Origin of the sequence: Vibrio fujianensis (genome assembly GCF_002749895.1) — a bacterium.
GTDB lineage: Bacteria > Pseudomonadota > Gammaproteobacteria > Enterobacterales > Vibrionaceae > Vibrio > Vibrio fujianensis.
In genome coordinates this window covers 12,395-37,652 of record NZ_NBUS01000039.1, presented here as the reverse complement: position 1 = coordinate 37,652, position 25,258 = coordinate 12,395, and the positions used below count along the sequence as shown (strand labels likewise).

General features: G+C 46.0%; 21 protein-coding genes and 1 pseudogene. 15 read left to right on the top strand and 7 right to left on the bottom strand.

Annotated elements, in window-relative coordinates; translation table 11 throughout:
- The 5 genes from B7C60_RS17885 to B7C60_RS05005 form a co-directional block, all read left to right on the top strand.
- Nucleotides 1–659, top strand: a 659-nt coding sequence (locus B7C60_RS17885) for an N-acetylglucosamine-6-phosphate deacetylase (protein WP_245868573.1), incomplete at its 5' end; no start/stop codon positions are given.
- A 12-nt stretch (nucleotides 660–671) separates the two neighbouring features.
- Nucleotides 672–1,502, top strand: coding sequence for a 5-dehydro-4-deoxy-D-glucuronate isomerase (gene kduI, locus B7C60_RS05020; RefSeq protein ID WP_099610714.1), 831 nt, complete (start codon nucleotides 672–674; stop codon nucleotides 1,500–1,502).
- 99 nt (nucleotides 1,503–1,601) lie between these two features.
- Nucleotides 1,602–2,366 carry a 2-dehydro-3-deoxy-D-gluconate 5-dehydrogenase KduD gene (gene kduD, locus B7C60_RS05015; protein WP_099610713.1) on the top strand — a complete coding sequence of 255 codons (765 nt, stop codon included), beginning with the start codon at nucleotides 1,602–1,604 and terminating at the stop codon, nucleotides 2,364–2,366.
- A gap of 12 nt (nucleotides 2,367–2,378) precedes the next feature.
- Nucleotides 2,379–3,455, top strand: a complete 1,077-nt coding sequence (locus B7C60_RS05010) for a glycoside hydrolase family 88/105 protein (protein WP_099610712.1) — start codon at nucleotides 2,379–2,381, stop codon at nucleotides 3,453–3,455.
- 231 nt (nucleotides 3,456–3,686) lie between these two features.
- Complete coding sequence (locus B7C60_RS05005) at nucleotides 3,687–4,388, top strand: carbohydrate-binding family 9-like protein (protein ID WP_099610711.1); 702 nt, start codon at nucleotides 3,687–3,689, stop codon at nucleotides 4,386–4,388.
- Between the two features lie 105 nt (nucleotides 4,389–4,493).
- On the opposite strand, the gene tnpA (B7C60_RS05000) is transcribed toward B7C60_RS05005, so the two are convergent.
- From tnpA (B7C60_RS05000) to B7C60_RS04990, 3 genes are all read right to left on the bottom strand, one after another.
- The gene (gene tnpA / locus B7C60_RS05000; protein ID WP_099610710.1) at nucleotides 4,494–4,955 is read right to left on the bottom strand and encodes an IS200/IS605 family transposase; all 462 of its coding nucleotides are present in this window, start codon (nucleotides 4,953–4,955) and stop codon (nucleotides 4,494–4,496) included.
- Nucleotides 4,956–5,128: 173 nt separating this feature from the next.
- Nucleotides 5,129–8,284, bottom strand: coding sequence for a chondroitinase family polysaccharide lyase (locus tag B7C60_RS04995; protein ID WP_099610709.1), 3,156 nt, complete (start codon nucleotides 8,282–8,284; stop codon nucleotides 5,129–5,131).
- A gap of 47 nt (nucleotides 8,285–8,331) precedes the next feature.
- Nucleotides 8,332–11,307 carry a chondroitinase family polysaccharide lyase gene (locus B7C60_RS04990; protein ID WP_099610708.1) on the bottom strand — a complete coding sequence of 992 codons (2,976 nt, stop codon included), beginning with the start codon at nucleotides 11,305–11,307 and terminating at the stop codon, nucleotides 8,332–8,334.
- Nucleotides 11,308–11,474: 167 nt separating this feature from the next.
- On the opposite strand from B7C60_RS04990, the gene B7C60_RS04985 reads away from it, so the two are divergent.
- The 9 genes from B7C60_RS04985 to B7C60_RS04945 all read left to right on the top strand — a co-directional run bounded on the left by B7C60_RS04985 (nucleotide 11,475) and on the right by B7C60_RS04945 (nucleotide 20,920).
- Entirely contained in the window at nucleotides 11,475–12,701 is a 1,227-nt protein-coding gene (locus B7C60_RS04985; protein ID WP_099610707.1) for an anaerobic sulfatase maturase, read from the top strand.
- A 10-nt stretch (nucleotides 12,702–12,711) separates the two neighbouring features.
- Nucleotides 12,712–14,307: a sulfatase family protein gene (locus B7C60_RS04980; protein WP_099610706.1), complete on the top strand. Its 1,596-nt coding sequence runs from the start codon at nucleotides 12,712–12,714 to the stop codon at nucleotides 14,305–14,307.
- A gap of 93 nt (nucleotides 14,308–14,400) precedes the next feature.
- Nucleotides 14,401–15,885: a DUF2264 domain-containing protein gene (locus B7C60_RS04975; protein ID WP_099610705.1), complete on the top strand. Its 1,485-nt coding sequence runs from the start codon at nucleotides 14,401–14,403 to the stop codon at nucleotides 15,883–15,885.
- An 89-nt stretch (nucleotides 15,886–15,974) separates the two neighbouring features.
- Entirely contained in the window at nucleotides 15,975–16,829 is an 855-nt protein-coding gene (locus B7C60_RS04970) for a tagatose bisphosphate family class II aldolase (RefSeq protein WP_099610704.1), read from the top strand.
- 115 nt (nucleotides 16,830–16,944) lie between these two features.
- Nucleotides 16,945–17,901: a sugar kinase gene (locus tag B7C60_RS04965; protein ID WP_099610703.1), complete on the top strand. Its 957-nt coding sequence runs from the start codon at nucleotides 16,945–16,947 to the stop codon at nucleotides 17,899–17,901.
- A gap of 2 nt (nucleotides 17,902–17,903) precedes the next feature.
- Nucleotides 17,904–18,548 carry a bifunctional 4-hydroxy-2-oxoglutarate aldolase/2-dehydro-3-deoxy-phosphogluconate aldolase gene (locus B7C60_RS04960; RefSeq protein WP_099610702.1) on the top strand — a complete coding sequence of 215 codons (645 nt, stop codon included), beginning with the start codon at nucleotides 17,904–17,906 and terminating at the stop codon, nucleotides 18,546–18,548.
- A gap of 5 nt (nucleotides 18,549–18,553) precedes the next feature.
- A complete protein-coding gene (locus B7C60_RS04955) occupies nucleotides 18,554–19,144 on the top strand; it encodes a DJ-1/PfpI family protein (RefSeq protein ID WP_099610701.1) in 591 nt (196 codons plus the stop codon).
- 484 nt (nucleotides 19,145–19,628) lie between these two features.
- Nucleotides 19,629–20,270, top strand: coding sequence for an RpiB/LacA/LacB family sugar-phosphate isomerase (locus B7C60_RS04950; RefSeq protein WP_099610700.1), 642 nt, complete (start codon nucleotides 19,629–19,631; stop codon nucleotides 20,268–20,270).
- 110 nt (nucleotides 20,271–20,380) lie between these two features.
- Nucleotides 20,381–20,920 carry a YgjV family protein gene (locus B7C60_RS04945; protein WP_099610699.1) on the top strand — a complete coding sequence of 180 codons (540 nt, stop codon included), beginning with the start codon at nucleotides 20,381–20,383 and terminating at the stop codon, nucleotides 20,918–20,920.
- Between the two features lie 442 nt (nucleotides 20,921–21,362).
- On the opposite strand, the gene B7C60_RS20060 is transcribed toward B7C60_RS04945, so the two are convergent.
- The 4 genes and pseudogenes from B7C60_RS20060 to tnpA (B7C60_RS04930) all read right to left on the bottom strand — a co-directional run bounded on the left by B7C60_RS20060 (nucleotide 21,363) and on the right by tnpA (B7C60_RS04930) (nucleotide 22,548).
- Nucleotides 21,363–21,446 carry a transposase domain-containing protein gene (locus tag B7C60_RS20060; protein ID WP_157928684.1) on the bottom strand — a complete coding sequence of 28 codons (84 nt, stop codon included), beginning with the start codon at nucleotides 21,444–21,446 and terminating at the stop codon, nucleotides 21,363–21,365.
- Nucleotides 21,437–21,808: pseudogene (locus B7C60_RS04940) on the bottom strand (transposase domain-containing protein); the annotation flags it as partial. The pseudogene B7C60_RS04940 and the gene B7C60_RS20060, both read right to left, overlap by 10 nt.
- An 89-nt stretch (nucleotides 21,809–21,897) precedes the next feature.
- Entirely contained in the window at nucleotides 21,898–22,155 is a 258-nt protein-coding gene (gene tnpB, locus B7C60_RS04935; RefSeq protein WP_281251662.1) for an IS66 family insertion sequence element accessory protein TnpB, read from the bottom strand.
- Between the two features lie 207 nt (nucleotides 22,156–22,362).
- Nucleotides 22,363–22,548: an IS66 family insertion sequence element accessory protein TnpA gene (tnpA, locus tag B7C60_RS04930; RefSeq protein WP_099610698.1), complete on the bottom strand. Its 186-nt coding sequence runs from the start codon at nucleotides 22,546–22,548 to the stop codon at nucleotides 22,363–22,365.
- Between the two features lie 112 nt (nucleotides 22,549–22,660).
- Here tnpA (B7C60_RS04930) and B7C60_RS04925 point away from each other — a divergent pair.
- Nucleotides 22,661–25,258, top strand: a 2,598-nt coding sequence (locus B7C60_RS04925; RefSeq protein ID WP_245868570.1) for an NPCBM/NEW2 domain-containing protein, incomplete at its 3' end; no start/stop codon positions are given.

Genomic DNA, 25,258 nt, shown 5'->3' with positions numbered 1-25,258 from the left:
TGCGTGTGGCCCTCGCGCCGGAATACGACGGCTCGATGGCGGTGATTGACTGGCTGGTCGCGCGCGGGATCAAAGTCAGCGTCGCGCACACCAGCGCCACCTTCGAGCAGGTGACCGAAGCGCATCAGCATGGTGCCGACTGTGGCGTGCACCTGTTTAATGGCATGTTGGGGCTGCACCACCGTGAGCCGGGCTGTGCTGGCGCGGTGCTGTACCACGACATGTTGGCCGAAATCATCCCCGATGGCGTGCACGTCAATCCGGTGATGATGAATCTGGCGTACCGCATGAAAGGGCATGAGAAGATGGCCCTTATTACCGATTGTATGCGTGCCGGAGGCATGCCCGATGGCGATTACGTCCTCGGCGCGCAAACCGTCACCGTCACCGATGGCAACGCCATGACCGCCGACGGTTCTTTAGCAGGCAGTACTTGCAGCCTGGACAAAGCGCTGCGCACCATGGTGTTCGACGCCAAGATCCCCGTGTGGGAAGCCGTGCAGATGAGCACCGCTGTGCCTGCGCGCTACCTTGGACTCGAGCGGCGTTTAGGCTCAATTGCCGCCGGTTTTGATGCTAGCTTGGTCGTGATGGACAATCAACTGCACGTTCACCGCACCCTTATCAAGGGGCAGTGGGCATTTCATTCTCAAGAATAACGAGGGGTCCTAATGGATATTCGTCAACCCATTCACAGTGCACACGCGAAAACGCTCGACACGGACGGGCTGCGTGAACAATTTCTCGTCGACACCGTGTTTGTCGACGGCGAGATCACACTGACTTATTCGCACATCGATCGCATCCTCTTTGGAGGCATCGTCCCAACGCAAAAGCCACTAGCGTTAGCCGCGGGTAAAGCGCTTGGCGTGGAGTACTTCCTGCAGCGCCGCGAATTGGGTCTGATCAACCTAGGAGAAGCGGGTAAAGTCACCGTTGATGGCGAGGTTTACGAGATTGCCGCGCGCGAAGCCCTGTACATCGGCATGGGTGCCAAAGAGGTTACCTTTGAAAGCGTCGACGCCAGTGCTCCGGCGCAGTTCTACATGAACTCCACCCCGGCACACCACGCTTACCCAACGCGCAAAATCACCCTTGATGACGCAGAAAAAGTCACGCTAGGCAAAGCCGAAAACTGCAACGTGCGCACCATCAATAAATACATTGTGCCATCGGTGCTGCCAACGTGTCAGTTGACCATGGGCTTAACCCAGTTGCACCCGGGCTCACTTTGGAACACCATGCCATGCCACACGCACGAGCGCCGCATGGAAGTGTACCTCTACTTTGATATGACGGATGACAACGTCGTGTTCCATTACATGGGCGAGCCGACCGAAACGCGTCACATCGTGATGCGCGAAAAACAAGCCGTGATCTCACCAAGTTGGTCTATCCACTCCGGTGTGGGCACCGCTGCATACTCATTCATCTGGTCCATGTGTGGGGAAAACCAGACCTTTGACGACATGGACCACGTGGCCATGTCCGACCTACGCTAAATCAGGCGACTGATTTTCATATTTGATAGTAATACACGCTCTCACGCTCACCCTCAAAGACTACCGGGCGTGAGGGCAGCTTTATAAAGGAAATGCATCATGAACATGTTCGATTTAACAGGTAAAGTCGCGATTGTCACCGGTTGTGATACTGGTCTGGGCCAAGGCATGGCCGTGGGTCTGGCTAAAGCCGGCGCGGACGTACTGGGCATTGGCTACGTAGAAGCACCAGAAACCAAAGCCATGATCGAAGCCGAAGGCCGTCGTTTCGAATACATCAACGCGAACCTGATTGCCAACTCAAGCAAGGCGGCACTGACAGAGCTTGTCGACCAGGCGGTAGAAATCATGGGTCGTGTGGACATCCTCGTTAACAACGCCGGCATCATCCGTCGTGAAGATCTGCTCGACTTCTCAGAAGAGAACTGGGACGACGTGATCGCCATCAACCAAAAAGCCGTGGTATTCCTTTCTCAAGCCGTGGCAAAACACTTCATCGCGCAACAGTCAGGTGGCAAAATCATCAACATCGCCTCCATGTTGTCGTTCCAAGGCGGCATTCGCGTGATCTCTTACACCGCGTCTAAATCAGCAGTGATGGGCATCACCCGCGCACTCGCGACCGAACTGTCGGGTCACAACATTCAAGTGAACGCGATTGCCCCAGGTTACATGGCGACCAACAACACTCAAGCCCTGCGTGCTGACGCTGAGCGTAACCAAGCGATCCTTGAGCGCATTCCAGCGGGTCGTTGGGGTCTGCCAACGGACATGCAAGGTCCGGTCACCTTCCTTGCCTCAGAAGCCTCAAACTACGTTACCGGCTACACCCTAGCGGTGGATGGCGGCTGGTTAGCTCGCTAATAAGGAGCCGACATGACACTGAATAAAGCGCACGTATTGGATCAGATGAAACGCGTTTACCGCTACCAAGCGGCAAACCAAACGCGCAGCGTGATCCGCCGCAGCGGCGCTACGCGCTTCATCAAAGACACCGATTGGGAGCGGGGCGTGTTCTGGTCTACCGTGGCCGCGGCGTGGAAAGCGACCGACGATCAAGAGTACCTCGACGGGGTGATGAACTACACCTTACACACCGGTTTTCGTACTGGCGCCTTCCCGCGCTTTGCCGACGACCACGTGTGCGCACAGGCGTACCTAGACGTGTACCCAACGGTCAACGTGCCAGAAGCACTGGAGCCGACCATCAAAGCGTTTGACCTCATGGTCAACGATCCAAAACCGGGTCACCGTGATTGGTGGTGGGTGGATTCGCTGTTTATGGCCCCTCCGGCGTTTGCGGCGCTGTCACGCGAAACCGGTGACGACAAGTACGTTAACTACATGCACACCGCGTTCTGGGACTCGGTGAATCACCTGTACGATCCTGACACGGGTCTGTACTACCGTGATTATCGCTACATGCCAACCGAAGTGGGCCAGAAGTACCGCAACGAATTTGGGGATGGTGGCAGCGAGTTTCGTGAAGCCAACGGTGAAAAAGTGTTTTGGTCGCGCGGACTGGGATGGATGCTGGCCGCCGTGCCACGCATTCTCGAGCGTTTGCCAGAGCACTTTGACGAGCGCGAATGCTACCGTACCTTGTTCGTTAACCTGGCCAAAGAAGTGGTGAAGTACCAGCACGACGACGGTTTCTGGCGGGCGAGCCTGCTGAATCCGGACTCGTTCCCGGCACCGGAATCAAGCGCTACCGCGCTGTTCACCTTCGGTCTGGCGTGGGGCCTCAACCAGGGCTTGCTCGACGAAGCGACCTACCTGCCTGTCGTGCATAAAGCGTGGGCGGCGTTAGAAACGGCCATTCACGACAACGGCATGATTGGCTGGGTACAGTTGCCGGCGTTCAACCCGCGTGATGTGCAGTTTGAGCACAACATTGATTATGGGGCAGGGGCGTTTATTCTGGCGGCGATTGAAGTATCGAAGCTGGCGTAGCGTGCAGCACAAATGGGGAAAGAGAGAGCGGCGCTAATGCGCCGTTTTTTATGGGTAAGTTGAATTGAATAATTAAATCACATTTTCTCTACCTTTATTAATTTATTTATCAATAAATATTTAAATGTATTTTTAAACTGATTCAAATTTTTAATAATATTTGGTTGATAATTTTTTATTATCGTGTGAAATATATATTTATTTACTGTGTTTATTATTTTGGGGATGTTTATGAAAAAATTACTTACGGTTACCATTGCGTCTTTACTTGCTTCATCTGTTGTGTTTGCGGGTGATACTTACTTAATTAAACATGTTGAGAAAGCGCCTGTTATTGATGCAAATGACAGCGACATCGCGTGGGGTGAAGCCGATACACTGACTCAGTTTACATTCCCTTGGGATACTAAACTGGCACCGGCAACTGAGTTCAAGGCTGTGTGGGATGATGAAGCGGTTTATTTCCGTTTCCGCGTGGATGATAAGCATGTCACCATTGGCGAGGGTGAACGTGGTGCCTTGGATTCTGACCGTGTTGAAATATTTTTAGCGAAAAATCATGATCTAGAAAAATATTACACAATGGAAATAGACGCTGAAGATCAAATATATAGTGCTGTGGGCACTTTCGACACCAAGATTAATAAAAGAACCTCTTTGCTGGAATATAAATGGGAAGGTCTTAAAACTCGCTCAAAAATAACAGAATATGGTTATTTGGTTGAAGGTTCTATTCCTATGGACACATTAACAAATATGCAACTGTGGCAGAATAAAGACAAAACAGAGCTTATTTGTGCTTTAATGCGTGCGGAGTTTACTAAAACAGAAAGCGGTATCGATATGGGTTGGATTGCATGGAATGATCCTAAGCTTCCAAAACCTGCATTCCATAATCCAAAGCCATTTGGTACATGCAAACTTGTTAAATAAAAAAAGTATCCACCGGCATAGCCGGTGGTTTTTCATATGCGCCTATAAGGCTCTCCTACTGGCTGCGCCCTAGCAGGCGCATAGTGATCTGACATTTGCATATGACTATTTCCTGCGGCCCGTAAACGGGCTACCTGAATACGGGATCGACAATTGCTCTCCCATTTTAACCTGCTCTAGTTGGTGCTTTATGTAACTTTGTATTTTGCCGGTATTTTTTCCTACCGTATCGACATAATACCCTCGACACCAAAATTCCCGATTCCTGTACTTAAACTTCAAATCATCAAATCGCTTATAGAGCATCAGGCTACTTTTTCCCTTCAAATACCCCATAAAGGATGAAACACTCATCTTAGGTGGTATCTCTAAAAGCATATGAATATAATCTGCGCAGCATTCCGCTTCAATAATATTCACGTTTTTCCATTCACATAGCTTTCTAAGTATCTCGCCTACTGCCCTTCGTTTCTCACCATAGAACACCTGCCTTCGATACTTAGGTGTAAAAACCACATGATATTTACAGTTCCATCGCGTATGCGCTAAGCTCTTTTCGTCCCCCATTGGGACCCCCTTTCAATTCTTAATTAACTCTTGCAGTTGCCAGACCACAAGACGTTTTTATCAAATTGAAATGGGTTATATAACTGACTTATAGCTGTAAGCTTTACAGAACCCCCAGCCTAGCTGGGGGTTTTCTCTATACAATAAAAAAGCGCCATTGATTGGCGCTTTTTTTACTGAAGACGATAACGCAATAGCCCTAATAGACCCAGTCCAAACATCAGTAATGGCGATGTCGAGCCACCACTGCCACCTGAAGATGATGGAGATGTTGGTTCTTCGGGTACTTCTGGCTCTACCGGTTGCGCTGGAATCGATGGTTCCAGAGGGAGCAGTGGCAAGCTCGTTGTTGTGAGCGTCACTTCTTGTGGCATGGCAAAGCCGCTGGTTAATGTCACCATGGTTTCATTGTCTGATGCCACGACTTGCGCTTCACCAGCCGAGAGCTGCCATTTCCCTTTGATGGTATAAGTAATACTGACTGGTTCAGGACCGGTGGTTAAGTCAGAAAGCACTTGATTCTCCAAGTCTTTTTGATAGTTAAGCTCCAGAGACGATCCTGATAACACCATTTTTTGTTGTAGGGCATCAACACGAAGCAGAGTTTGAGACGGCTTGTCTACATGAGTGACGTAGCCTTGAGTAAAGGTAGACTCAGCAAAATTGGTGTAACCGAAGAGATTGGATGACGTATCCTTCACCACTTGACGCAGTTCATCACTTTGCAAGGTCACAAAACGTGGTTGCGCTTTAAATGCGCTCGCCAGTTGTGCCATCTCTTGTGGTGTAGTTTCCATCACCATGATGTATTCGTATTGCTTATTATTCGGAGCAACGCCATGGTCAATCCAAGCACTAGAGAAGTTGCCAGAGGTAACGGCTTTAGTTTTGTTATGCTTTGACGTTTGCGCGCCACGGTATACCTTTACCGGGTCGGTGTTAACGAGGTAATAACCGACATTGTTGTCGTCAATGATCCAATCACCTGACTGCAAGGTTGTGTTTAGTGTGCCGCCAGTATAGGAAATGCCATTAATATTCACCCCTTTTCCTGAACGTATTGCCAACTGAAAGAGGGTCGTCTCAGTGCGATGGCTGCCATCCAGATTACGGATGTTATTACCCGTTAAATAGATAAACTTTTCTGAGCCTAGCGCATGTTTGTTCATCTCAAAGCTTGGCTCGAAACGGTCTAAATTTTGGGGCGCTTTATGTTTAAAACTAAATAGTGTGTATTGGTTTTCTAACGAAGTCGCCCCCGCTAAGCCTACATCAGAGCGTACCATCAGCGTAGAAGAGCGAGGGCTTTCAAGCTCGTCGATGGGTAAGTGGATAGTGGTAGTGCCCGGATTACGGTTCCAGTCCCATCCCTCTTGCTTATAGCCATGATTGACAGGGTCTCCGTGCGGGAGTACATGCACCGAGCCGTGCGATTGGTAACGACCATAACGGTTGTCGTTGGTATAGATTTCTGAAGACCAAACGTCTTGGTTATACCCTTTGAAAATCGCCATACGATCGCCTACCCGGTGAACAGCAAAGGCACCACCGTTAAAGCTCCAACTACCCTCAGGCAAGGTCGATGGGGTAATGGATTCTCCAAAAATAGCCACACTTTGAGCTGCACTTTGCTTAGTTATCGTGAGATAAATACTCGCTAGCTCTTTGTCTACCGTAGGGTAGCTAAGGGCTATATTTTTCATGCTTTCAGCAAAACTGCTGTTGACTGATAAATCAGTAAAAGGGTGACGACCTGCTATACCCAAAGGAACCGCTGGGTTGGTGTAGATCCATGCTGATATCATGGCCTTTTTTAACATGTCCAGAGCGCCAGTTTTGAAGCCAAACTCATCACCTTTCATCAGATAAGCAAGATCACCGATGCTGGTTAAGGCAGGGAATGCATAGCCTGGATAGTGACCTTTATGTCGCCATGCTGTGCCGTCCGGTCGAAAACCATCGTTGTAGCCCGGAGGGTTACGATCAATGGTTGCAGAGAGGAAATCGGCGTACTTATGCAGCAATGCGACTTTTTCTCTCTCATCTGGATTGAGTAATATCATTGCCAGATTTTGCTGCGACAGGGTATTGAAAAAGTCCATATCCGTGCTGCTTGGGGTAACGTTCATTTCAAAGCCACGGTCACGGAATTCACGAGAAAACCACAGTAACGCTTTATAGGTTTCATCGAGCAGACCCGCTTCACGAAGTGGCTCTTCCATCAATAGTGCCGAAAGGTACCACCAACGGCCGCTGTAACCCCAGTGGTGGGTTGTTCCTAGCGCACTGCCATTGACAAAGCCTTGGTCGAACATGTGTTCTGTCATGAGGGTATACATTTCAGCAATGCGATCTTTGTTCGCAAGAGGATTGTGATACGCCTTGCCCAGGTTAAGCATCAACTGAGCATATCCCGTGATTTTTGAGTTGTATTTATCGCCTTCACCCAGAAGAGCGTACTCATTGTAGTCCGCTTTATCTTGCGCAGAGAGGTGGTTCGGCTGGTACGGCGTTTGCTGCGGATCAGTAATAAGGTGGCGGCCAGTTATGGTGCCATCAGCTCGTTTGATAATATTAAAGCTATTGAATTTGCTTTCTAAACTAGAAAGGTTAGAACTGCCCGTACCGAGCTTTTGCATCAATCTGGTTTTGATTTGTTCGATGGCCGCGAGCTCTGCACTCGTCGGTGCGGGTAAGTTCACTGGCAAGTCGAAATTAATCTCTTCGACTGGATAGCGTGTGGTCACCTGATCATCACTCCATTGGTAACGGCTATCATCAATGGACACCATAATGCGGTCAATATATAAATAACCAGAACCAGTGTTTGGTGCGCTGAGTATGATTTGGCCAAACTTATTTGGGACTGATGACGTAAAGTCATTATTAAGTGATAATGTCACGTTTCGCCACCCGGTGAAGTTTAAATTAATGGTGGTGGTACGTGGGTAAGCGCCATCAGGATTGGCTAACGTCAGCGTGGCGGGGGATGCGCTTGGCATTTCGTTATACAGCCAAAAGGAAATGATTTGTGTGGCTGAACTGCCGTAGAGTGCACGAGCTTCGGTATCGGTATAGCGGGTGAATGTTTTATTTATCACTAATTTTTCACCGGCGTTCCACTGCCACAAGAGCGATTGATCACCCAATATCGCGCGCTTAGTGCTTAGGCTTACCGCCGTTACATCGCTGTTAATCCACGTCGGGATGCTGCTTTCCTCAAAACTGAGGATCGTTGGCGTAAGGGAAGCGAAAGCGCTTTGCGCCATTAAAGCACTGCCAATTAACAGTGCGACTTTATTTATAGGAAGGAGAGCGTTTTTTTTCATTGAAGTATCCAAGTGAGAATCATGTCTCAAGTTATTCAAATCATTTGTTAGGGTTTTATTTCAAATTCAGTGGCGGCGCCAAATAGACTCGAAATGGTCACTATGGTTGTGTTATCGCGGTATTGATGGCGAATGGCCTGATCTATTTGCCACTTACCCCGCAAAGTCAGCTCAATGATGACCGGCTTGTTTGGTGCCTCGGTGGGTCCATACGCCCACTCTTTGACGAGGTTGAGATCCATCGCGGAGACACTGAGTTTGACGTTTCCACTTGCTAACGTCTGTGCCAACACTTGAGCGGCTTGACTGACGTCTTTCAACACACCGTGAGTAAAGTGAGCAGCACTAAAGGCACTGTATCCATATAAGTCATTTACTCTGACAAGGTGGTGGTTATCACTGGTCTCTAGAATTTCGCCTGGTTTTTCGGATGCATCATGAGCGGCGTTTTGATAACGCTGCGCGAGCTGCTGCATTTCTTTGGCTGTGGCATTCATCACCACCAAATATTCATAATGGGCGTTCGTTGGGTTTACCCCGTGATCGATCCAAGCGGTCACGAACTCGCCTTGGGTCGCTTTTTTCGTTTTGTTATGCCGTGAGTGTTGTACGCTTCGGGTAACCCGAACTGGGTCCACATCAATCAGCAAATAACCCACGTTATTGCTATCAATTAACCAATCGTGATTGTTCAATGTGATGTTTAAGTTCGCATCAGAATGAAGAGAGCCATTAATGTTGATGCTTGTCGCGCTGCCGTTTGTGGCGAGTTGGAATAAGGTGGTTTCCGTAGCTTCGTCACTTTCACTAAGAGAATTACTAATGTGATTGCCCGTCATGTAAAGCATGTTTTCTGTTGCTAATACATGCTTATTTGCGCGGAATGTTGGGTCAAAATTCGGGTATTTGCGCTCAACGTGTTTGTGACTAAAGAGGGTATGCTTCTGGTCTAAAGAGGTAGCGGCGCTTTTTCCTTCTTTCGAATACATCATCAGGGAATCACGGGTAAAACTTTCGAGTTTATCTAAATCGACTTTAATTCCGGTTGCGCCAGGGTTGCGCGCCCAATCCCATCCATTTTCTTGATAGCCGTGTTGCTTCAGCTCGCCATACGGCATCACATGCACGCTGCCATTGCTTTGATAGCGGCCGTAACGATTATCGCGGGTATAAATTTCAGAGCTCCACACCACATCGTTATATCCTTTCATAAAGGCCATTTGCGTGCCGTGTCGATGTACGGCAAACGCACCGCCATTAAATGACCAGCTTCCTTCCGGCAGGGTGGCTGGAAGGATGGTTTTTCCAAAATGTTTGGCACTGTCTTTTGAAGATAATCCCCTGATTTGCAGATAAATCGAAGCCAACTCTTCATCAAGTTGTGGGTAGCTTTTGGCTAATAACTTCATGCCTTGCGTGTAACGTTTAACGCTTAAATCATCGAAAGGATGCCGCCCGGAAATGCCCATGGGCACAACAGGGTTAGAATAAATCCAGCCAGCGATCATGGCTTTTTTAAGCTTATCCAATCCCGGTTTTTGAACAGCAAACTCGGTACCATGAAGGGCATAAATCACCTGTGCGATATGATCAAACCCGTGAAACGCGTAATTCGGGTAATGCCCCATATGGCGATAGGCAGTGCCATCATCACGAAGTCCATCAAAAGACGATGGTGGCGTTTGAGCTAGCGCGTGGGTGATAAAACGGCCAAACTTACTTACCAAAGCAACGCGCTCTTTTTCATCAGGATTGAGCAAAATGAGCGCCAAATGCTGACGAGATAGCGTATTGAAGTAGTCTAAATTGGAGCTCTGTGGTTTTATCTCCATATCGAAGCTGGCTTTAAACTCACGCGCATGCCAAAGCAAAGCGTCATACACTTCTGGCAGCAAATCGTTCTGTTCAAGTACATCTTGCATCAGCAACGCGGAAGAATACCAACCTCGTGATGAGTAGCCCCAGTGATGGGTGCTGACGAGGCTGCTGCCTTTAGCAAAGCCTTGATCGAGCAAATGCTTGGTCATGAGTAGATACATTTCAGACAAGGCGGCGCGTTCTGCGGCATCTTTGGTTTTCACATAACGACTGGCAATATCGAGCATGAGATCGGAGTAACCGAGGTGCTTGATGATTCCAAATTGGTCTTTCTTTCCTAAAATGGCGTATTCTTTAAAGTCTTCTAAATCTCCAGGCAACAGATAGCGTGAGTTATAAATGACTTGCTGCTTATCGGTGAGAATGTGCCGACCACGAATTACTCCTTCCACTTCTCGTATTTGAAAGTCATCAAATTTAGCTCGTAGAGCAGGAAGTCTGATGTTGCTGTCTGCCAGTAATGTGATGGTTTTTTGTTTGACAACATTCAGCGCTTGCTTTTGTTGCTCAGTCCCTTCAGGTAAAGAAGTGGGTAATCCAAAGTCGATTTCTGGGAAATGGCCTGCCATTCTGTTTTTGACATGATAATCCGACCACTGATAACGCCCATCATCAATAGAAAACATCACTCGATCGATAAATAGCTCACCAGATTCATGAGTTGGTGCCACAAACTGAACGGTATCGAGCTCTTTAGTGACGGGATGCTCAAAGTCACTGTCCAAAGATAACCCAAAGGCACGCCATCCTTTAAAATTGAGGTTAATCGCTTTTTCACTTGGATTATTGCCTTGCTTTGAAAGTAACAAGGTCATCGACTGATCTAACGGTACTTCGTTGTAAACCCAAAACGAAATGACTTGAGTTGCTTTCTTACCAAACGCTTTTTTCGCTTGCTTGTTATCGTAGCGCTGGATGCGTTTTTTTATCGTAAGGATATCACCAGCTCGCCATTTCCAAAGTAAAGATTGCTCGCCTAAAATCGCACGTTTTTTACTTATTTCACCATGACTAACAAACGTTGGCCGCGTTTGTTCTTCAAAGCTGATAATGGTGGATTGCAGTGGTGAAGTACTCGCGTATGCGAAAGAAGCGGATGTTACACTAGCAATAATAAGTGCTGACTTTAGCAAGGAGCCTGACATGAATTAAAAACCAACTTTACTTACATTTGCTTTTTATATTGCTATAAATACTTTCGTATAAAAACAAAAAACTTTTGTTTTGTTTCGCTTTGTGATCTAGAACATTGGTCGTTGCTTCTGTTTCACGTATATTCCCCTGTTAAAGAACCGCTTCCGTGGAGGCCACAATGTCTAAAGGCAAACCCACACACTTTCACATGATGGCTAAGCCCGTTAGTTACCGTTGTAACCTTAAATGTGACTATTGTTTTTACTTAGAAAAAGAAGACACCATCCACACTCCTAACTCAGGTAATCAAGATCTGATGAGTGGCAGTGTCCTCAAACGTTACGTGCGCGATTACATTGAATCTCAGGATGCAGATGTGATTGATTTTGCTTGGCAAGGCGGAGAACCGACCTTGGCGGGATTGGACTTTTTTAAAAAAGTGGTTCAGTTTCAAAAGCAGTTTGCCAACGGCAAAACCATTCATAATAGCTTTCAAACCAACGCGATTGCGATTAATCGCCAGTGGGCAGAATTCTTTGCTGAAAACCGTTTTTTGATTGGCGTTTCGGTCGATGGCACAGCCGATATTCACGATAAATACCGTGTATCGGTTAATGGTAAACCGACTTTCCAACGTGTTAAGCTAGCGATCGATTTGCTTAAAGAGTACAACGTCGAATTTAACACCTTAACCGTCATCAACGATGAAAACTGGGACAAAGGGAAAGAGGTGTACCATGCACTGAAAGACCTCGGCTCACAGTTCCTGCAGTTTATTCCTATCGTCGAAATTCGCCCAGAATGCAATAAAGGCGTGCAATCCTACTCACCAGTTGAAAATGCTGAATTGGCGCCTTTCTCAGTGCCTGCCGAAGGCTACGGCAAGTTCATGATCGACGTCTTTAACGAGTGGGTACTCAATGATGTGGGTAAGGTGTATGTACGTATGTTCGACAGCATTTTAGCCTGCTGGATGGGGCATTCTGCTTCGGTCTGTGTCCAAGCAAAAAACTGTGGTCAAGCGATGATCATCGAAGCCAATGGCGATATGTACTCCTGTGACCACTATGTTTACGACGATAATCGGCTCGGAAACATGATGCAGACGAACATCAAGCAACTGGCTTTAAGTAAGCAACAACGTAACTTTGGTCTTGATAAATCCAGAACACTAACGAGTCAATGCCTTAACTGTAACGTTCAAGAGTTGTGCTACGGCGGTTGCCCAAAACATCGCATCAATGTCATTGAAGGTGAGCATCATCGTCAGAACTATTTATGCCCATCTTACAAAGCGATTTTCACACATACAGCGCCTGCAATGCATCACATGTCTGAAGCTATCCGTCGTGGTGGCTTAGCCGCTGATGTTATGCCGATGATGGCGCAATTTTACAACCGTTAAGAGGTTAATCATGTCATTTAAAAAGAGCGTGCTTGCAGGGATGGTTGGGGCCGCGTGTATCGCAGCGCCAATGCACTCCCTTGCCGCAGACAAGCAACCTAACGTACTCGTCATTGTCATGGACGATTTGGGGAAACAGCAACTGGATTTTGCGATGGGCGAAATCGAAAAAGAGGTGCTGAAGAAGCGTTTTGTCTCTGACCGTTATAAGGTCGATTTTGATAAAGCTTATGATGCGGCAAAACGCGCCATGCCTAACGTAACTCAGCTAGCAAAAGAAGGGGTGAGCATGACCAATGCTTACGTTGCGACACCAGTATGCGGCCCATCACGCGCAGGGATTTTAACTGGACGCTTCCCTCACAGCTTCGGTATCTACAGTAATGATGATGCACATCATGGTGTGCCACTTGATATCAAGATGCTTCCTGAGCTGTTCCAGGAAAATGGTTATGCGACCGCAAATATTGGTAAATATCACAACGCCAAGATTATCAAAACCAAGGTGCCTGAGAACCAAAGAACGCGTGACTACCACGATAATGAAATCTCAAAACCTGACAAAGGGTTTTTCCCGAATGATCGCGGCTTTGGTTACTCATACTCATACTTTGCCTCTGGTGCTGCCGTTTACAATTCCCCAGCCGTTTTCCGTAACTATGAGAACATCACCGCTTGGGGTTTCCTCACGCATAATCTGACCAATGAAGCGCTGAACTTCATTGACCAAGCTGAGAAACAAGATAAACCTTTCTTTATCAATCTGGCTTACTCTGTACCGCACATTCCATTGGAACAGCCTGCTCCGAATAAATACATGAGTAAGTTCGATACTGGTAACGTGGAAGTCGATAAGTACTATGCGCACATCAATGCGTCTGATGAAGGCATTGGCCAAATTATCGATAAGCTAAAAGAAACAGGTGAGTACGAAAATACACTTATTTTCTTCTTGTCGGATAATGGAGCCGTAGGTGATTCTCCGATGCCACGTAACGGCATGAACAAGGCATACAAAGGCCAGCGCTATCGTGGTGGTGTTAACGTACCATTCATTGTGCACTGGAAAGGTGTGTTACCTGAGCGCAGCACTAACGATACCTTAGTATCGGCCATGGATATTCTACCAACGGCATTGAGTGCTGCTGGCATTGATATTCCGAGTGAGTTGAAAGTCGATGGTGTTGATATTCTTCCAACCATGAAAGGGGCGCGCAATAAGCCACACCAATATCTGTACTGGGCGGGTCCGCGTGCATTCCACTATGATGCAGAGAAAAACGACGCGTTCTGGTCACAGTACTGGGACTGGATCACTTATAAACAACCAAACGTAGAGCCAAGCCCTTACGTTGAACGTAAATCTCGCGGTGAGTGGGCAATTAAAGATCAAGAGTGGTCTTTGCATTTTTACGACGATGGTAATCATGAGTATGAGCTGTATAACTACTCAAAAGATATTTCAGAGTCGAAAAACTTAGCAAAACAGTACCCTGAAAAAGTCACTGAGATGAAAGCCGCGTTTTATGAGTGGATCAAAACCAAACCAGCACCTATGGGCTGGGGCCAGGACCGCTACCAGATTCTGACTGAGTCAGCGAAGTAGTGGTCAAGTCTTCATTCATTAATGAAGCCTTTGATTCAAACAGTAACAGGTAAATAAAGGCTCCTGAAGGAGCCTTTTTTATGTAGGTATCCGATGAAAAAAGTCATTAAAGCCACAGAAAGACCGACCATACCTTATGAGCACCCAGATTTGGCACTTTATTGGCGCACGTTTCGCCAACACATCAGCAAACTGCTGCGCGGAAAAAAAGCACTGAGTAAAAATGATGCCGTAATCCAACAGATATTCAGTGATTCCTCGTTGAGCCTCAAATCTCAGTGTGAGCATTTTGCTGACTATATTGCTGAGGCTTTTGCTTACTACAGTGTCGATAATTTTACTCACGCTTATTACCCTGGCATGCCGAGCCAGCAGGGCGCGCGTATGGATGCCATGGAAGGATGCAGTCGCGTCCTGCCAACGCTTGCCTTCTGGGCAGCGCAGCATCCGTTTGAAAGCAGCGATCCGTTTTATGCGCGCAAGCTTGATGCGATTAATTGGTTAAAACACGCCTTTATTGCCGGTACCGATCCAACGCATAAAGGTTACTGGGGCGCACTCCAGGATTATGACCAACGTACGTGCGAAAGTGCCGATCTGGCACTCGCGTTATGGGCAAGCAAAGAGAGCGTATGGAATACGCTTACTCAGGGCGAAAAAGATCAAATCATCGCCTGGTTTGAACAAGTCAATCATGTTCAAGTTGTCGATAATAACTGGCATTTATTCCCTGTTACCGTTCAGTTGGTCATTCAATCGCTTACCGGTAGAGAGTGCGTTGATATGTGGCGTTATGAACGGGTGAAAGAGTTCAACGTCGGTGAAGGATGGTTCCGAGACGGTGCCAAAGGCAACTACGATTTTTATAACGCGTGGGGGTTTCATTACTCGCTGTATTGGATCGATCAGATTAATCCTGAGTTCGACCGAGAGTACATTCGACGCAATCTGTGTGAGTTCTCCAGCAAGTTCCGTTACTTATTCACACCGCAAGGCTTACCGTTTTTTGGGCGAAGTGCGTGTTATCGCCTGGCCGCCACTGCGCCTCTTATTGCAACCCTTGACGTACAGGGCGCGGCGGATACGCCACTTCATCCCGGCGAGGTGAAACGCGCGTTGCAAACCAACTTTGAATACTTTATTGCCAACGGGGCGCTTAAGCATGGTGTGCCCACACAAGGGCTGTTTGCTAGCGATGCACGGCTCACGGATAACTACAGCGGGCCAGCGAGCAGTTTGTGGTCGTTGCGCGCTCTCAATATCGCGCTGTATTGTGGCGATCGATGTGGATTATGGCAGGCAGAGAGTGCGCCACTCGCAGTAGAAAAAGAAGATTTTTCCTTTCGTATTCCTTCTATTGATGCTTTTGTCATTGGTCATCAAGAAACGAAAGAGGTCGTGGTGATTTTTGAGCAGGAATACACGCAAGATCAAACACCGATGAGCCGACGCCTAGAGACCCAAAGCGCCCTCGATAAAGGCAAAGAAATTCTGCTGGGAAGGGCATTCAGACCCAAAAATAACCTTTTGAGAAAAGGCATTACGTGCTACAGCTCGAAAATGTCAAATTTTTTCTAGTCCCCCTAAACTGTGATCTTGATCAGCTATCTTTCGACAACTTTCGGTTAGTATAACGAAAGTTGTCGAAAGATTTAGAGGGTCTTATCATGTTTTTAGTTTCAACTCAGGATATGCTACGTAAAGCGCAAGAAGGCGGTTACGCCGTTCCTGCTTTCAACATTCACAATCTCGAAACCGTACAAGTCGTACTTGAGACCGCAGCTGAAATGCGTTCACCTGTTATTTTAGCGGGTACACCTGGTACTTACGCTTACGCCGGTACCGATTACCTGGTGAATATTTGTAAAGCAGCAGCACGTCGCTATCACATGCCGATTGCGCTTCATCTTGACCATCACGAGTCAATGAAAGATATCCGCAATAAAGTTGAAGCCGGCATCAAATCTGCAATGATTGATGGCTCGCACTTCCCGTTTGAAGAAAACATTGAGTTGGTTAAAAAAGTCGTTCAATTCTGTCACGTATGGGATTGTACCGTTGAAGCAGAGCTCGGTCGTCTTGGTGGTATCGAAGACGATCTTGTTGTTGATGCCAAAGATGCAATGTATACAGACCCTGATGCAGCTGCAGAATTCATTCAGCGCACTGGTATTGATTCTCTGGCGGTGGCCATTGGTACTGCTCATGGGATGTACAAAGAAGAGCCACGTCTGGATTTTGATCGTTTAGGAAAAATCCGAGCAAAAACTGACATACCACTGGTATTGCATGGTGCATCAGGCGTGTCGGATGAAGACGTCACCCGCAGTATCGAACTGGGTATCTGTAAAGTTAACGTTGCGACAGAGCTAAAAATCGCGTACGCCAACGCGCTAAAACAGTACTTCCTTGACAACCCGGACGCGAATGACCCTCGCCATTACAACATCGCTTCTAAAGCCGCCATGCGTGACGTCATCATCTCGAAGATCAACGTTTGCCGCAGCGCAGATAAACTATAACTACCCGTTTTAGCACGACCCCTCGCCCTCAGAGTATTTTGTGCTTTACCGATTGTGACTATTACTAGCAAAAGGGGGTCACAATCGGTTTTTTCAATTTTGGGACACAACCTAAATGACGACATTTTCAGATAAGAAAATTGCCATTCTTGGTGAATGTATGATTGAGCTGTCTGGCCAACCGTTCTCTACCCAAGAGCAACGTTTCGGCGGAGACACACTCAATACCGCTTTGTATCTATCACGTCTGGCACCGGAGGTTCATCCGGCCTACATCACGGTGCTTGGCGTTGATAATTACAGCAAGCATATGAAAACAGCATGGGAAGACGAGGGGATTGACTGCTCATTAGTCATGACCAACCAAGATAAGCTTCCTGCACTGTATGCGATTGAACTTGCAGCTGACGGTGAACGCTCTTTCCAATATTGGCGTAATGATTCGGCAGCACGCTACTTATGCCAGAACGAACGCTACTCTTGCGTTATGAACTCACTTGCCTCTTTTGACTTGGTTTACCTGTCGGGTATCTCACTGGCGATTTTGCCGGAAGAAGACAAACAAACACTGCTCGATTCTCTGCACGTACTTAAAGCGCAAGGGGTGAAAATTGCGGTGGATTCCAACTACCGTCCTCGCTTATGGGCAGGGAAGGAACATGCCATCCAATGGCTAGAAAAACTCTATCGTTTGGCGGACATCGCATTGGTCACCTGTGACGACGAAGCGTTGTTACTTGGTGAAAACATCAGCCCTGAAGCACTCATCACCCGTTTACGTAATTTTGGCGTGAGCGAAGTGATTGTGAAGCTGGGTAAAGACGGAGCGATGTTTAGCGACTCTGAACACAATGTAGCTGTGGCAACAGGCAGCGTGGTGACTAATGTCGTTGACACGACAGCGGCAGGGGACTCATTCAACGCTGGATTCCTTGCGGCATGGGCGACAGGTTGCACATTAAAAGAATGCTGCCATTGGGGTAATAAGCTTGCTGCAGAAGTGATTCAGCATAAAGGCGCTATTATTCCAGCGGAAAATACTCGTTATATCACCTCAATGATGAATTTATAATTATGAATACTAACGAAATGAACACGAAACTGCGTCAACTTCGCGTGATGCCTGTTATCCAAATTGAAGACGCCAAAGACGCACCAGCACTGGCTAAAATTCTTGTAGAAAATGGACTACCCGCAGCAGAAATTACATTCCGTAGTGATGCAGCAGCAGAATCTATTCGTCTAATGCGTGAAGCATACCCAGAGATGATCATCTGTGCAGGTACGGTTCTTAATGCAGAGCAAGCGAAACTTGCGATGGATTCTGGTGCGGAATTTGTGGTTTCTCCAGGCTTTAACCCAAACACGGTTCGTTACTGCTTAGAAAATAATATCCATATTATCGCTGGCGTTAACTCACCATCTCAAGTTGAGCAAGCGCTAGAAATGGGGTTGAAAACTCTAAAATTCTTCCCAGCAGAAGCGTCTGGCGGTGTTGCAATGCTTCGCTCACTAACAGGCCCATACAAAGGTCTCGAGCTAATGCCAACCGGTGGTGTGAACATCATCAACTTAAGCAATTATCTGAGTATCCCAGAAGTAGTATGCTGTGGTGGCACTTGGATTGCCCCAGCTGATCGCATCACAGCAAATGATTGGGACGCGATTGCCGAAAATGTGCAAAACACGATCGAAACCATTAAGAAAATCGGAGCTTAACCAACATGGCAGATTCTCAAACTATAGTGCCACGCGTCGCTTTATTGCTTGCGGATGGCTTTGAAGATGCAGAAGCGGTAATTGTTATTGATATCCTAAGACGTTTAGACATTCACGTTGACGTTTTATCTTGTATGGAAACCACTGAGCTAGCGACATACTTCCATACTCACATCACGGCTGATGACACACTCGCAAACTGCTTCGATAATAACTACGATGCAATCGCAATGGTTGGCGGACCAAAAAATACGGACAATATGACCGTAAATGAAATGGCACTTGCGTTCATCAAACGTCATATTGAACTCGATAAATGGATTTGTGCACTGTGTTCAGCCCCTGCAAAAGTACTGTCGAAGAATGGTCTGTTACAAGGCCGCGAGTACTCGACCGGTGACAACCTGATCAGCGCATTCCCAGACGGTAAATACGTGGATCAAAAAATCGTTGTGGACGATAAGTTCATTACTGGTAAAGGTCTTGGTGTTGCGTTTGAGTTCTCGTTCACGGTTGCTGAAAAATTGCTACCAGATAGTGTGGAGAAAGTAGACCACCAAGCAAACCATATTTATTTCGAATACTGGAAAAAGTGATTTGCTTGAAATATTTAAAATATTTTTTCAAGCAATCGCAGATATTCAACTTATTAAAAATAATTTAATATCTTCGGCGTAGATTCAACTGCTCATTGCACTCTTTAAAAGAGTGCTTGGTAGTGTTTTTAAACTTCAACGCAGAGACTGTGGGCCAATTCAAATAAGAGTATATAGCACTATCTAGCAAAAGGTAGTCAATTGATTTAACAACCAATTGAAGGCTCCTCTTTATGAGAAGAAGCTCTTTTAGGCTTTATAAAGTAGTAGTTTGTCATTTTCGTGCGACTTTTAGCCTAAGTAGAAGATAGAAAAGTATCGAAAGAAAATGAGTTATCGTGAACTTTCACGGTTCAAGGTAGATAAAGAGGTATAGGTTGTTGGATATGGGCGAATGATTTGGGTTTAAAATAGATACGACAACAACCCATCAGCTTTAATACCAAAGGTTACTTAATTACTAATCAATGAGTTGAGATTAAAAATGAAAATTGCTTTAACCATGGAAAATAGCCAAGCGGCTAAAAATGGAATTATTTTAACAGAACTTAAATACGTAGCAACACAAAGTGGTGATGAAGTATTTAACGTGGGTATGTGTGACCCCGAAGACAACCACCTAACTTATATTCATTTAGGTATTCAAGCCTCTATCCTTCTAGCGGCAAAAGCCGTAGATTTTGTATTTACAGGATGTGGTACAGGGCAAGGTGCTCTAATGGCTTGCAACGCGCACTCCAACGTTGTGTGTGGTTACGCTTTAGAACCTTCAGATGCATTCCTATTTACTCAAATCAACAACGGTAATGCCTTATCACTAGCGTTTGCAAAAAATTTTGGTTGGGCTGCTGAGCTTAACGTTCGTGGTATTTTCGAGAAAGTGATGAAGTCTGGTTGTGAGCGTGGTCAAGGTTACCCTATAGAGCGTGTGATTCCTCAGCAACAAAACGCCGCAATCCTAAATGATGTAAAACAAGCTGTTGCGAAAGATTACCTAGAAGGTTTGAAAGCAATCGATATTGAACTTATTCGTACAGCATGTCGTGGTGAACGTTTCCAGAAATGCCTGTTTGAAAACAGTCAAGTTGATATAATTTCAGATTTTGTTCGTTCAATACTAAACTAATACATCAGAGTAATCTGTATATACCTAAGTAACATCAAAACACTTGGGGTAGTAATCAAAGACCAATCACTTCGATTGGTCTTAGTGTTATATCTTTAAGGAATTGTCAGGTGGGTATTTTTTCCGAGCCGCTTTCTATCGCTCAAACCTTTGGCTTAGTAAGTTTTGCTTTAGGCTTGTCTACCTTTTATCAAAAAGACGATCGTCGTTTAAAGATCGTGATGTTCATTTTAAACCTCAATCATTTAACCCATTATTTGTTAATGGGCTCAGTTATTTCCGCATTAAGTTCACTACTTTCTGTCCTCAGAACGGGGACGGCTCTTTACCTTACTCCCAATAAAGTGTTACGAACATGGGCTGCCGGTGGATTTATATTAGCAAGCTCTGGCTTTGGCATTGCCATCGCCGATTCCATTTGGGAGCTTTGGCCTATATTCGGTACAGCGATTGGATCTTTTGCCGTGTTCATGTTGCAAGGTATCAAAATGCGACTCGCCTTTTTGGCAGGAGCTTGCTGTTGGCTTATCAACAACGTCTTGATCGGCTCTATTGGCGGCACATTATTGGAATTAAGCGTAATTACAGTGAATGTAATTACAATTATACGGCTGCTTCGTGAGCAAAAATATAAAGTATTGACCTCTTAGTTATTATTATTAATAAACCCCTTAGATAACCTAAAAATATTTGGCATAACCAGAGTGACTTTAAGAAAAAGATATGACAATTTTTGACTGATATTACGCACTTTCAATAAATCAAGAACTAGTCAGGTTGTACTTTCTAGCTTTTCGACTCAACGCCATTGCAGATTTTTTCACAGAGATATGCTGGCCATATAGCATTACCATAGTGTCACTTTTTCAACGCCCAGCTTGGCGAATCTGAGCAGAATTAAAATCTTGTTCGAGTAAGTCTTGAGCAGCACCGACACGGGCTGAGTGGGCACTAAAGGCGCGATACTCAACGGAACTTTTCTTTTTAGGATTTAGTGTATTCCATGCCTTTTTAAAGTAAGCGCCTAGTTAACCAGTGAGACTTTATTAAGCCTCGATGGTTTCTACATTCCATGGCATAAGATCAGTTAAATCATCGCTTCGGTAACTCCCTGAACAGGTGCTCGAAGTAGAAGTAGGGATTGATGTCGTTAGCACGGCAAGTCACACCCCACATTTATGTAATTCCTGCCCACAACATTCGCAGTGTGGGGCATTCAGAGTGTGAACCTGAACTTCTCGTTCCAGCTCTTCAGGTAGCGGTTTACGTCCTTTTTTATGATGAGCTGGCTCTGGTTTGTGCAGTGCATTTTGCTGCTCGGCTTCATTGAAGTTACCTTTAACCACTTTTTCACTCTGGGAAGAGAACCGTTTGGATTTACTGAGGTTGAGTTGCTCAAGCAGGAGTTCCACCCGTGTTTTAAGCTCAGCCATTTCTTCTTGCTGGGCCTGTAGTTGCCTGTCTTTCGCTTTGTTTTTTTCCTGAAGCGCTAACATCATCGCTTTCAGTTGTTCTACATCGTCAGGAAGGTGATTCATCAGTCAGGCTGCTCTTGGTCAGGATTATGCCGTTAGTCTGACAGGGTAAAAGGATCGTTCAAGTCCTTTATCACGATCATGGTATTGGCTCACACTTCAAGGCCATATAAGGGCTGATGAGCTTTCGGGTGTTCCAGATTAAGCCCAGAGAGTAACCATTGAAGTTGCTGTCTGGAGATAGCGACATGACCAGATGCATTTGGTTTAGGCCATTTAAAACGACCTTTCTCCAGTCGGTGATAATAAAGCCAAAAACCATTAGTATCCCAAAACAAGATCTTAATTTTGTCTCGGCCGCGGTTACAGAAGATAAACCAGACTTCACTGAACGGATCCATTTCCAACACATCAGCCACAATCAATTACAAGCCATCAATAGACTTGCGCATATCAGTTATGCCCGAGACCAGGTAAATACCCAGTTCGGTGTTAACACGTCAGAGCCTGTAACAAGTTTTGGATTTGGTGTGCTGGCATGTTAGCGGGAAATTCAACGGTCATTCCTGTTGGTAGTGAAAGCATAACCGACTGGCGTTCCCCCTATGCTTTTTGGGCTATCTTCTATCAGGATAGGATACACCACTTGTTGCTGTTCGCCCCCCATAAAGCTTTTTGCGCCAGTAGTAAAAGGTATTTACCGTCAGTTGGTTTGCCTTGCAAAACGCGACAATGGATAATTCACTCATGCTCTGTTGCTCAATGATTTCTGCCCAGAACTGAGTTTTGTTCGATTGGTTCATAGTGACTCCTTGGTTGCGGAATCACTATGCCTAGAATGGTGAGTTATTGGTAGGTGGGTTTAAATAGGCGCTTACGGTTGATCACTATACAAAATTAACTGGACGTCCACATTTGATGGCTCGCTGGGCTTATTATTTGGGCGATGCGGATTGTTATCAAAATAAAAATGGTGCTTACCCTTCCGGTTGGCCTGATTCGCCAGGAAATACAAGAGATGTGGTGGATCAAGTCGCAATACCTTATAAAAACCACGACATGCCTGTGGGTTGGATTTTACCGAATGATGGTTATGGGTGTGGATATTCTGATCTAGCGGGTACGGTGAATGAGCTAGATCAGCTAGGAATCCAAACCGGGTTGTGGACACAAAAATCGCTCGATCAAATTCGTCAAGAAGTGAGTGATGGCGTAAAAGTGTATAAATTGGATGTTGCTTGGACAGGCCCTGGAAAGCTTTATTCATTGGCCGCTAATCATGATGCTCATGTAGGGTTGATGGAAAACTCAACAACGCGCGGCATGATTTGGACGGTCATGGGATGGGCAGGAACACAGCGCTATGGTGTAACTTGGACAGGCGATCAAGCGGCAAGTTGGGATTATATACGCTGGCATATTCCAACATTTATCGGTTCTGGATTATCGGGACAAGCTTATGCCTCTTCAGATGTTAATGGTATTTTTGGTTCAGGTGCCGAAACCTTTACTCGTGATCTCCAATTTAAAACGTTCACTCCGGTATTGATTTCTATGTCAGGTTGGGATCGTGGAGAGCGTAAGCATGCTTGGTGGCATGATGGTGATTTTAATGGCAAATCATATCGGGATATCAATCGGGATTATTTGATGTTGAAGTCTGCCCTTATGCCCTATATGTATCATTATGCTTATCAAGCCGATCAATCGGGAGCGCCCCTCGTTCGAGCCATGACTTGGGAGTTTCCTGATGATGCACGTTTGAAAAGTGAAGCGTTTAAATATCAATATATGTACGGTGAGTCTTTATTGGTTGCTCCGGTGTACGAGCCAATGGCAAAAAACAATGGTTGGTATAAACAACTCTATTTACCCGCAGGCGAATGGATAGACTTCTGGGATGGGACTCGTACCTCTGTTCCAGATGGGGGAAAAGTGTTGGAATACTATCCCGTTACGATTGATCGAATCCCTGTGTTAGTTCGAGCTGGTGCGATTATCCCGATGTATCAAGGCGCGCGTTCTGATGCACTACAAGATCAATCACATTTGATCATGCAGGTTTTCCCACACGGTGAAAGCCAATTTACTCTGTATGAAGATGATGGCGAAACTCGCGCTTACCGAGAGCAGAATGCTTACGCAGAAACACAGATTCGCGTGCAAGCTCCTCAGATAGGTACTGCGGGTGATATTACGATCACGATTGATCCGGCTGTTATACATCATCCTTATGATGGGCAAATTAATCAGCGCAGCTATCACCTTCAAGTGAGTTCATTGATTGCTCCGCAGTTAGTTAAACATAATCACCTCGTGTTGAATCAACAACAGACTCAAGAGGACTTTGCACCAGTGGCTGAAGGGTGGTTCTTTGACCCATCGGATAAAAATGGTGTAGTGCATATTAAACTTGCTAAACAGTCTGTATATGAGCAACAGCAAGTCACGCTTGATATTGATGAAGCGGCAATATGGCCAGAAACGCTACCGTATCCACAGCCTAACTACCATACGGAATTTGATAAAAGTTTGCTCAAGATTGTTAAACCAATGCCAGCTGAACCGGGAACACCTTTTGTGAATGCATTAGATGGTGATGTGGCGAGCTTATACCACTCACCATGGGAGCCGACAGAACCATCCGAACAAGCTCCGATGGATTTTATTGTTCAATTAGGTGGCACGTTTAACGTTTCCGGTTTTACCTATTTACCCGACGAATTGGCAGGTAATGGCACCATTACTCAATACCGTCTTTATCTATCGACGACGAATGGCAACTGGGGAGAGCCTGTTGCTGAAGGAACTTGGCCACAAACAAAGGCGTTAAAAATAGCGGATTTTTCAGAAACTGAAGCGAGTTATTTACGATTTGAAGTGGTTGCAGCGTCAGGTGGCTTTGTTAGTGCAAGAGAGTTTGACATTATTGCAACGAAAAAGCGCACACCAACCCAAACGATTGAACTCACCGAAGAGCAACTCTCGATCGAAGGAGAGGTCAAAGTGGGCTCATCGGTCACGGGCAGTGAAATGCAGATGAATGGATTGAATTTTCAGTCCGGTATTGGTATGCAAGCACCAGCAAACGTCAGTTTTAGCCTGGATGGAACTTGGACGCGCTTAACCGCGGATGTCGGCATTGATGACAGCTGTAAAATTGAAGGCAACAAAGTTAAAGCGAGCGTTTACGCCGACGGTGTTAAAGTATGGGAATATGATCTAGAAGGCCCAGCGGTAGTGAAACCGGATTTGGATTTGTATAACATCAAACAGGTTATTTTACGTGCTGATGATATCGATCACGACGTGACGGGAGATTGTGTCAACTGGGCTAATTTAAAATTAACCGGCCCAGAAACAGCAACCTTTAATGAGTTTGATCGGACGGCGATTCGCTTTATTGAAAAACCTAAAGCGCAATCTGGTTCTGAAATCGAAAAAGCTTTCGATGGTGATTTGAATAGTATTTATCATTCACCATGGTTTCCTGAACACGATTCAGAAAAAGCG

Excerpts from the sequence above, each read along its gene's own strand:
- kduI (WP_099610714.1), top strand. The coding sequence starts at position 672 with ATGGATATTCGTCAACCCATTCACAGTGCACACGCGAAAACGCTCGAC.
- kduD (WP_099610713.1), top strand. The coding sequence starts at position 1,602 with ATGAACATGTTCGATTTAACAGGTAAAGTCGCGATTGTCACCGGTTGT.
- B7C60_RS05010 (WP_099610712.1), top strand. The coding sequence starts at position 2,379 with ATGACACTGAATAAAGCGCACGTATTGGATCAGATGAAACGCGTTTAC.
- B7C60_RS05005 (WP_099610711.1), top strand. The coding sequence starts at position 3,687 with ATGAAAAAATTACTTACGGTTACCATTGCGTCTTTACTTGCTTCATCT.
- tnpA (WP_099610710.1), bottom strand. The coding sequence starts at position 4,955 with ATGGGGGACGAAAAGAGCTTAGCGCATACGCGATGGAACTGTAAATAT.
- B7C60_RS04995 (WP_099610709.1), bottom strand. The coding sequence starts at position 8,284 with ATGAAAAAAAACGCTCTCCTTCCTATAAATAAAGTCGCACTGTTAATT.
- B7C60_RS04990 (WP_099610708.1), bottom strand. The coding sequence starts at position 11,307 with ATGTCAGGCTCCTTGCTAAAGTCAGCACTTATTATTGCTAGTGTAACA.
- B7C60_RS04985 (WP_099610707.1), top strand. The coding sequence starts at position 11,475 with ATGTCTAAAGGCAAACCCACACACTTTCACATGATGGCTAAGCCCGTT.
- B7C60_RS04980 (WP_099610706.1), top strand. The coding sequence starts at position 12,712 with ATGTCATTTAAAAAGAGCGTGCTTGCAGGGATGGTTGGGGCCGCGTGT.
- B7C60_RS04975 (WP_099610705.1), top strand. The coding sequence starts at position 14,401 with ATGAAAAAAGTCATTAAAGCCACAGAAAGACCGACCATACCTTATGAG.
- B7C60_RS04970 (WP_099610704.1), top strand. The coding sequence starts at position 15,975 with ATGTTTTTAGTTTCAACTCAGGATATGCTACGTAAAGCGCAAGAAGGC.
- B7C60_RS04965 (WP_099610703.1), top strand. The coding sequence starts at position 16,945 with ATGACGACATTTTCAGATAAGAAAATTGCCATTCTTGGTGAATGTATG.
- B7C60_RS04960 (WP_099610702.1), top strand. The coding sequence starts at position 17,904 with ATGAATACTAACGAAATGAACACGAAACTGCGTCAACTTCGCGTGATG.
- B7C60_RS04955 (WP_099610701.1), top strand. The coding sequence starts at position 18,554 with ATGGCAGATTCTCAAACTATAGTGCCACGCGTCGCTTTATTGCTTGCG.
- B7C60_RS04950 (WP_099610700.1), top strand. The coding sequence starts at position 19,629 with ATGAAAATTGCTTTAACCATGGAAAATAGCCAAGCGGCTAAAAATGGA.
- B7C60_RS20060 (WP_157928684.1), bottom strand. The coding sequence starts at position 21,446 with ATGTGGGGTGTGACTTGCCGTGCTAACGACATCAATCCCTACTTCTAC.
- tnpA (WP_099610698.1), bottom strand. The coding sequence starts at position 22,548 with ATGAACCAATCGAACAAAACTCAGTTCTGGGCAGAAATCATTGAGCAA.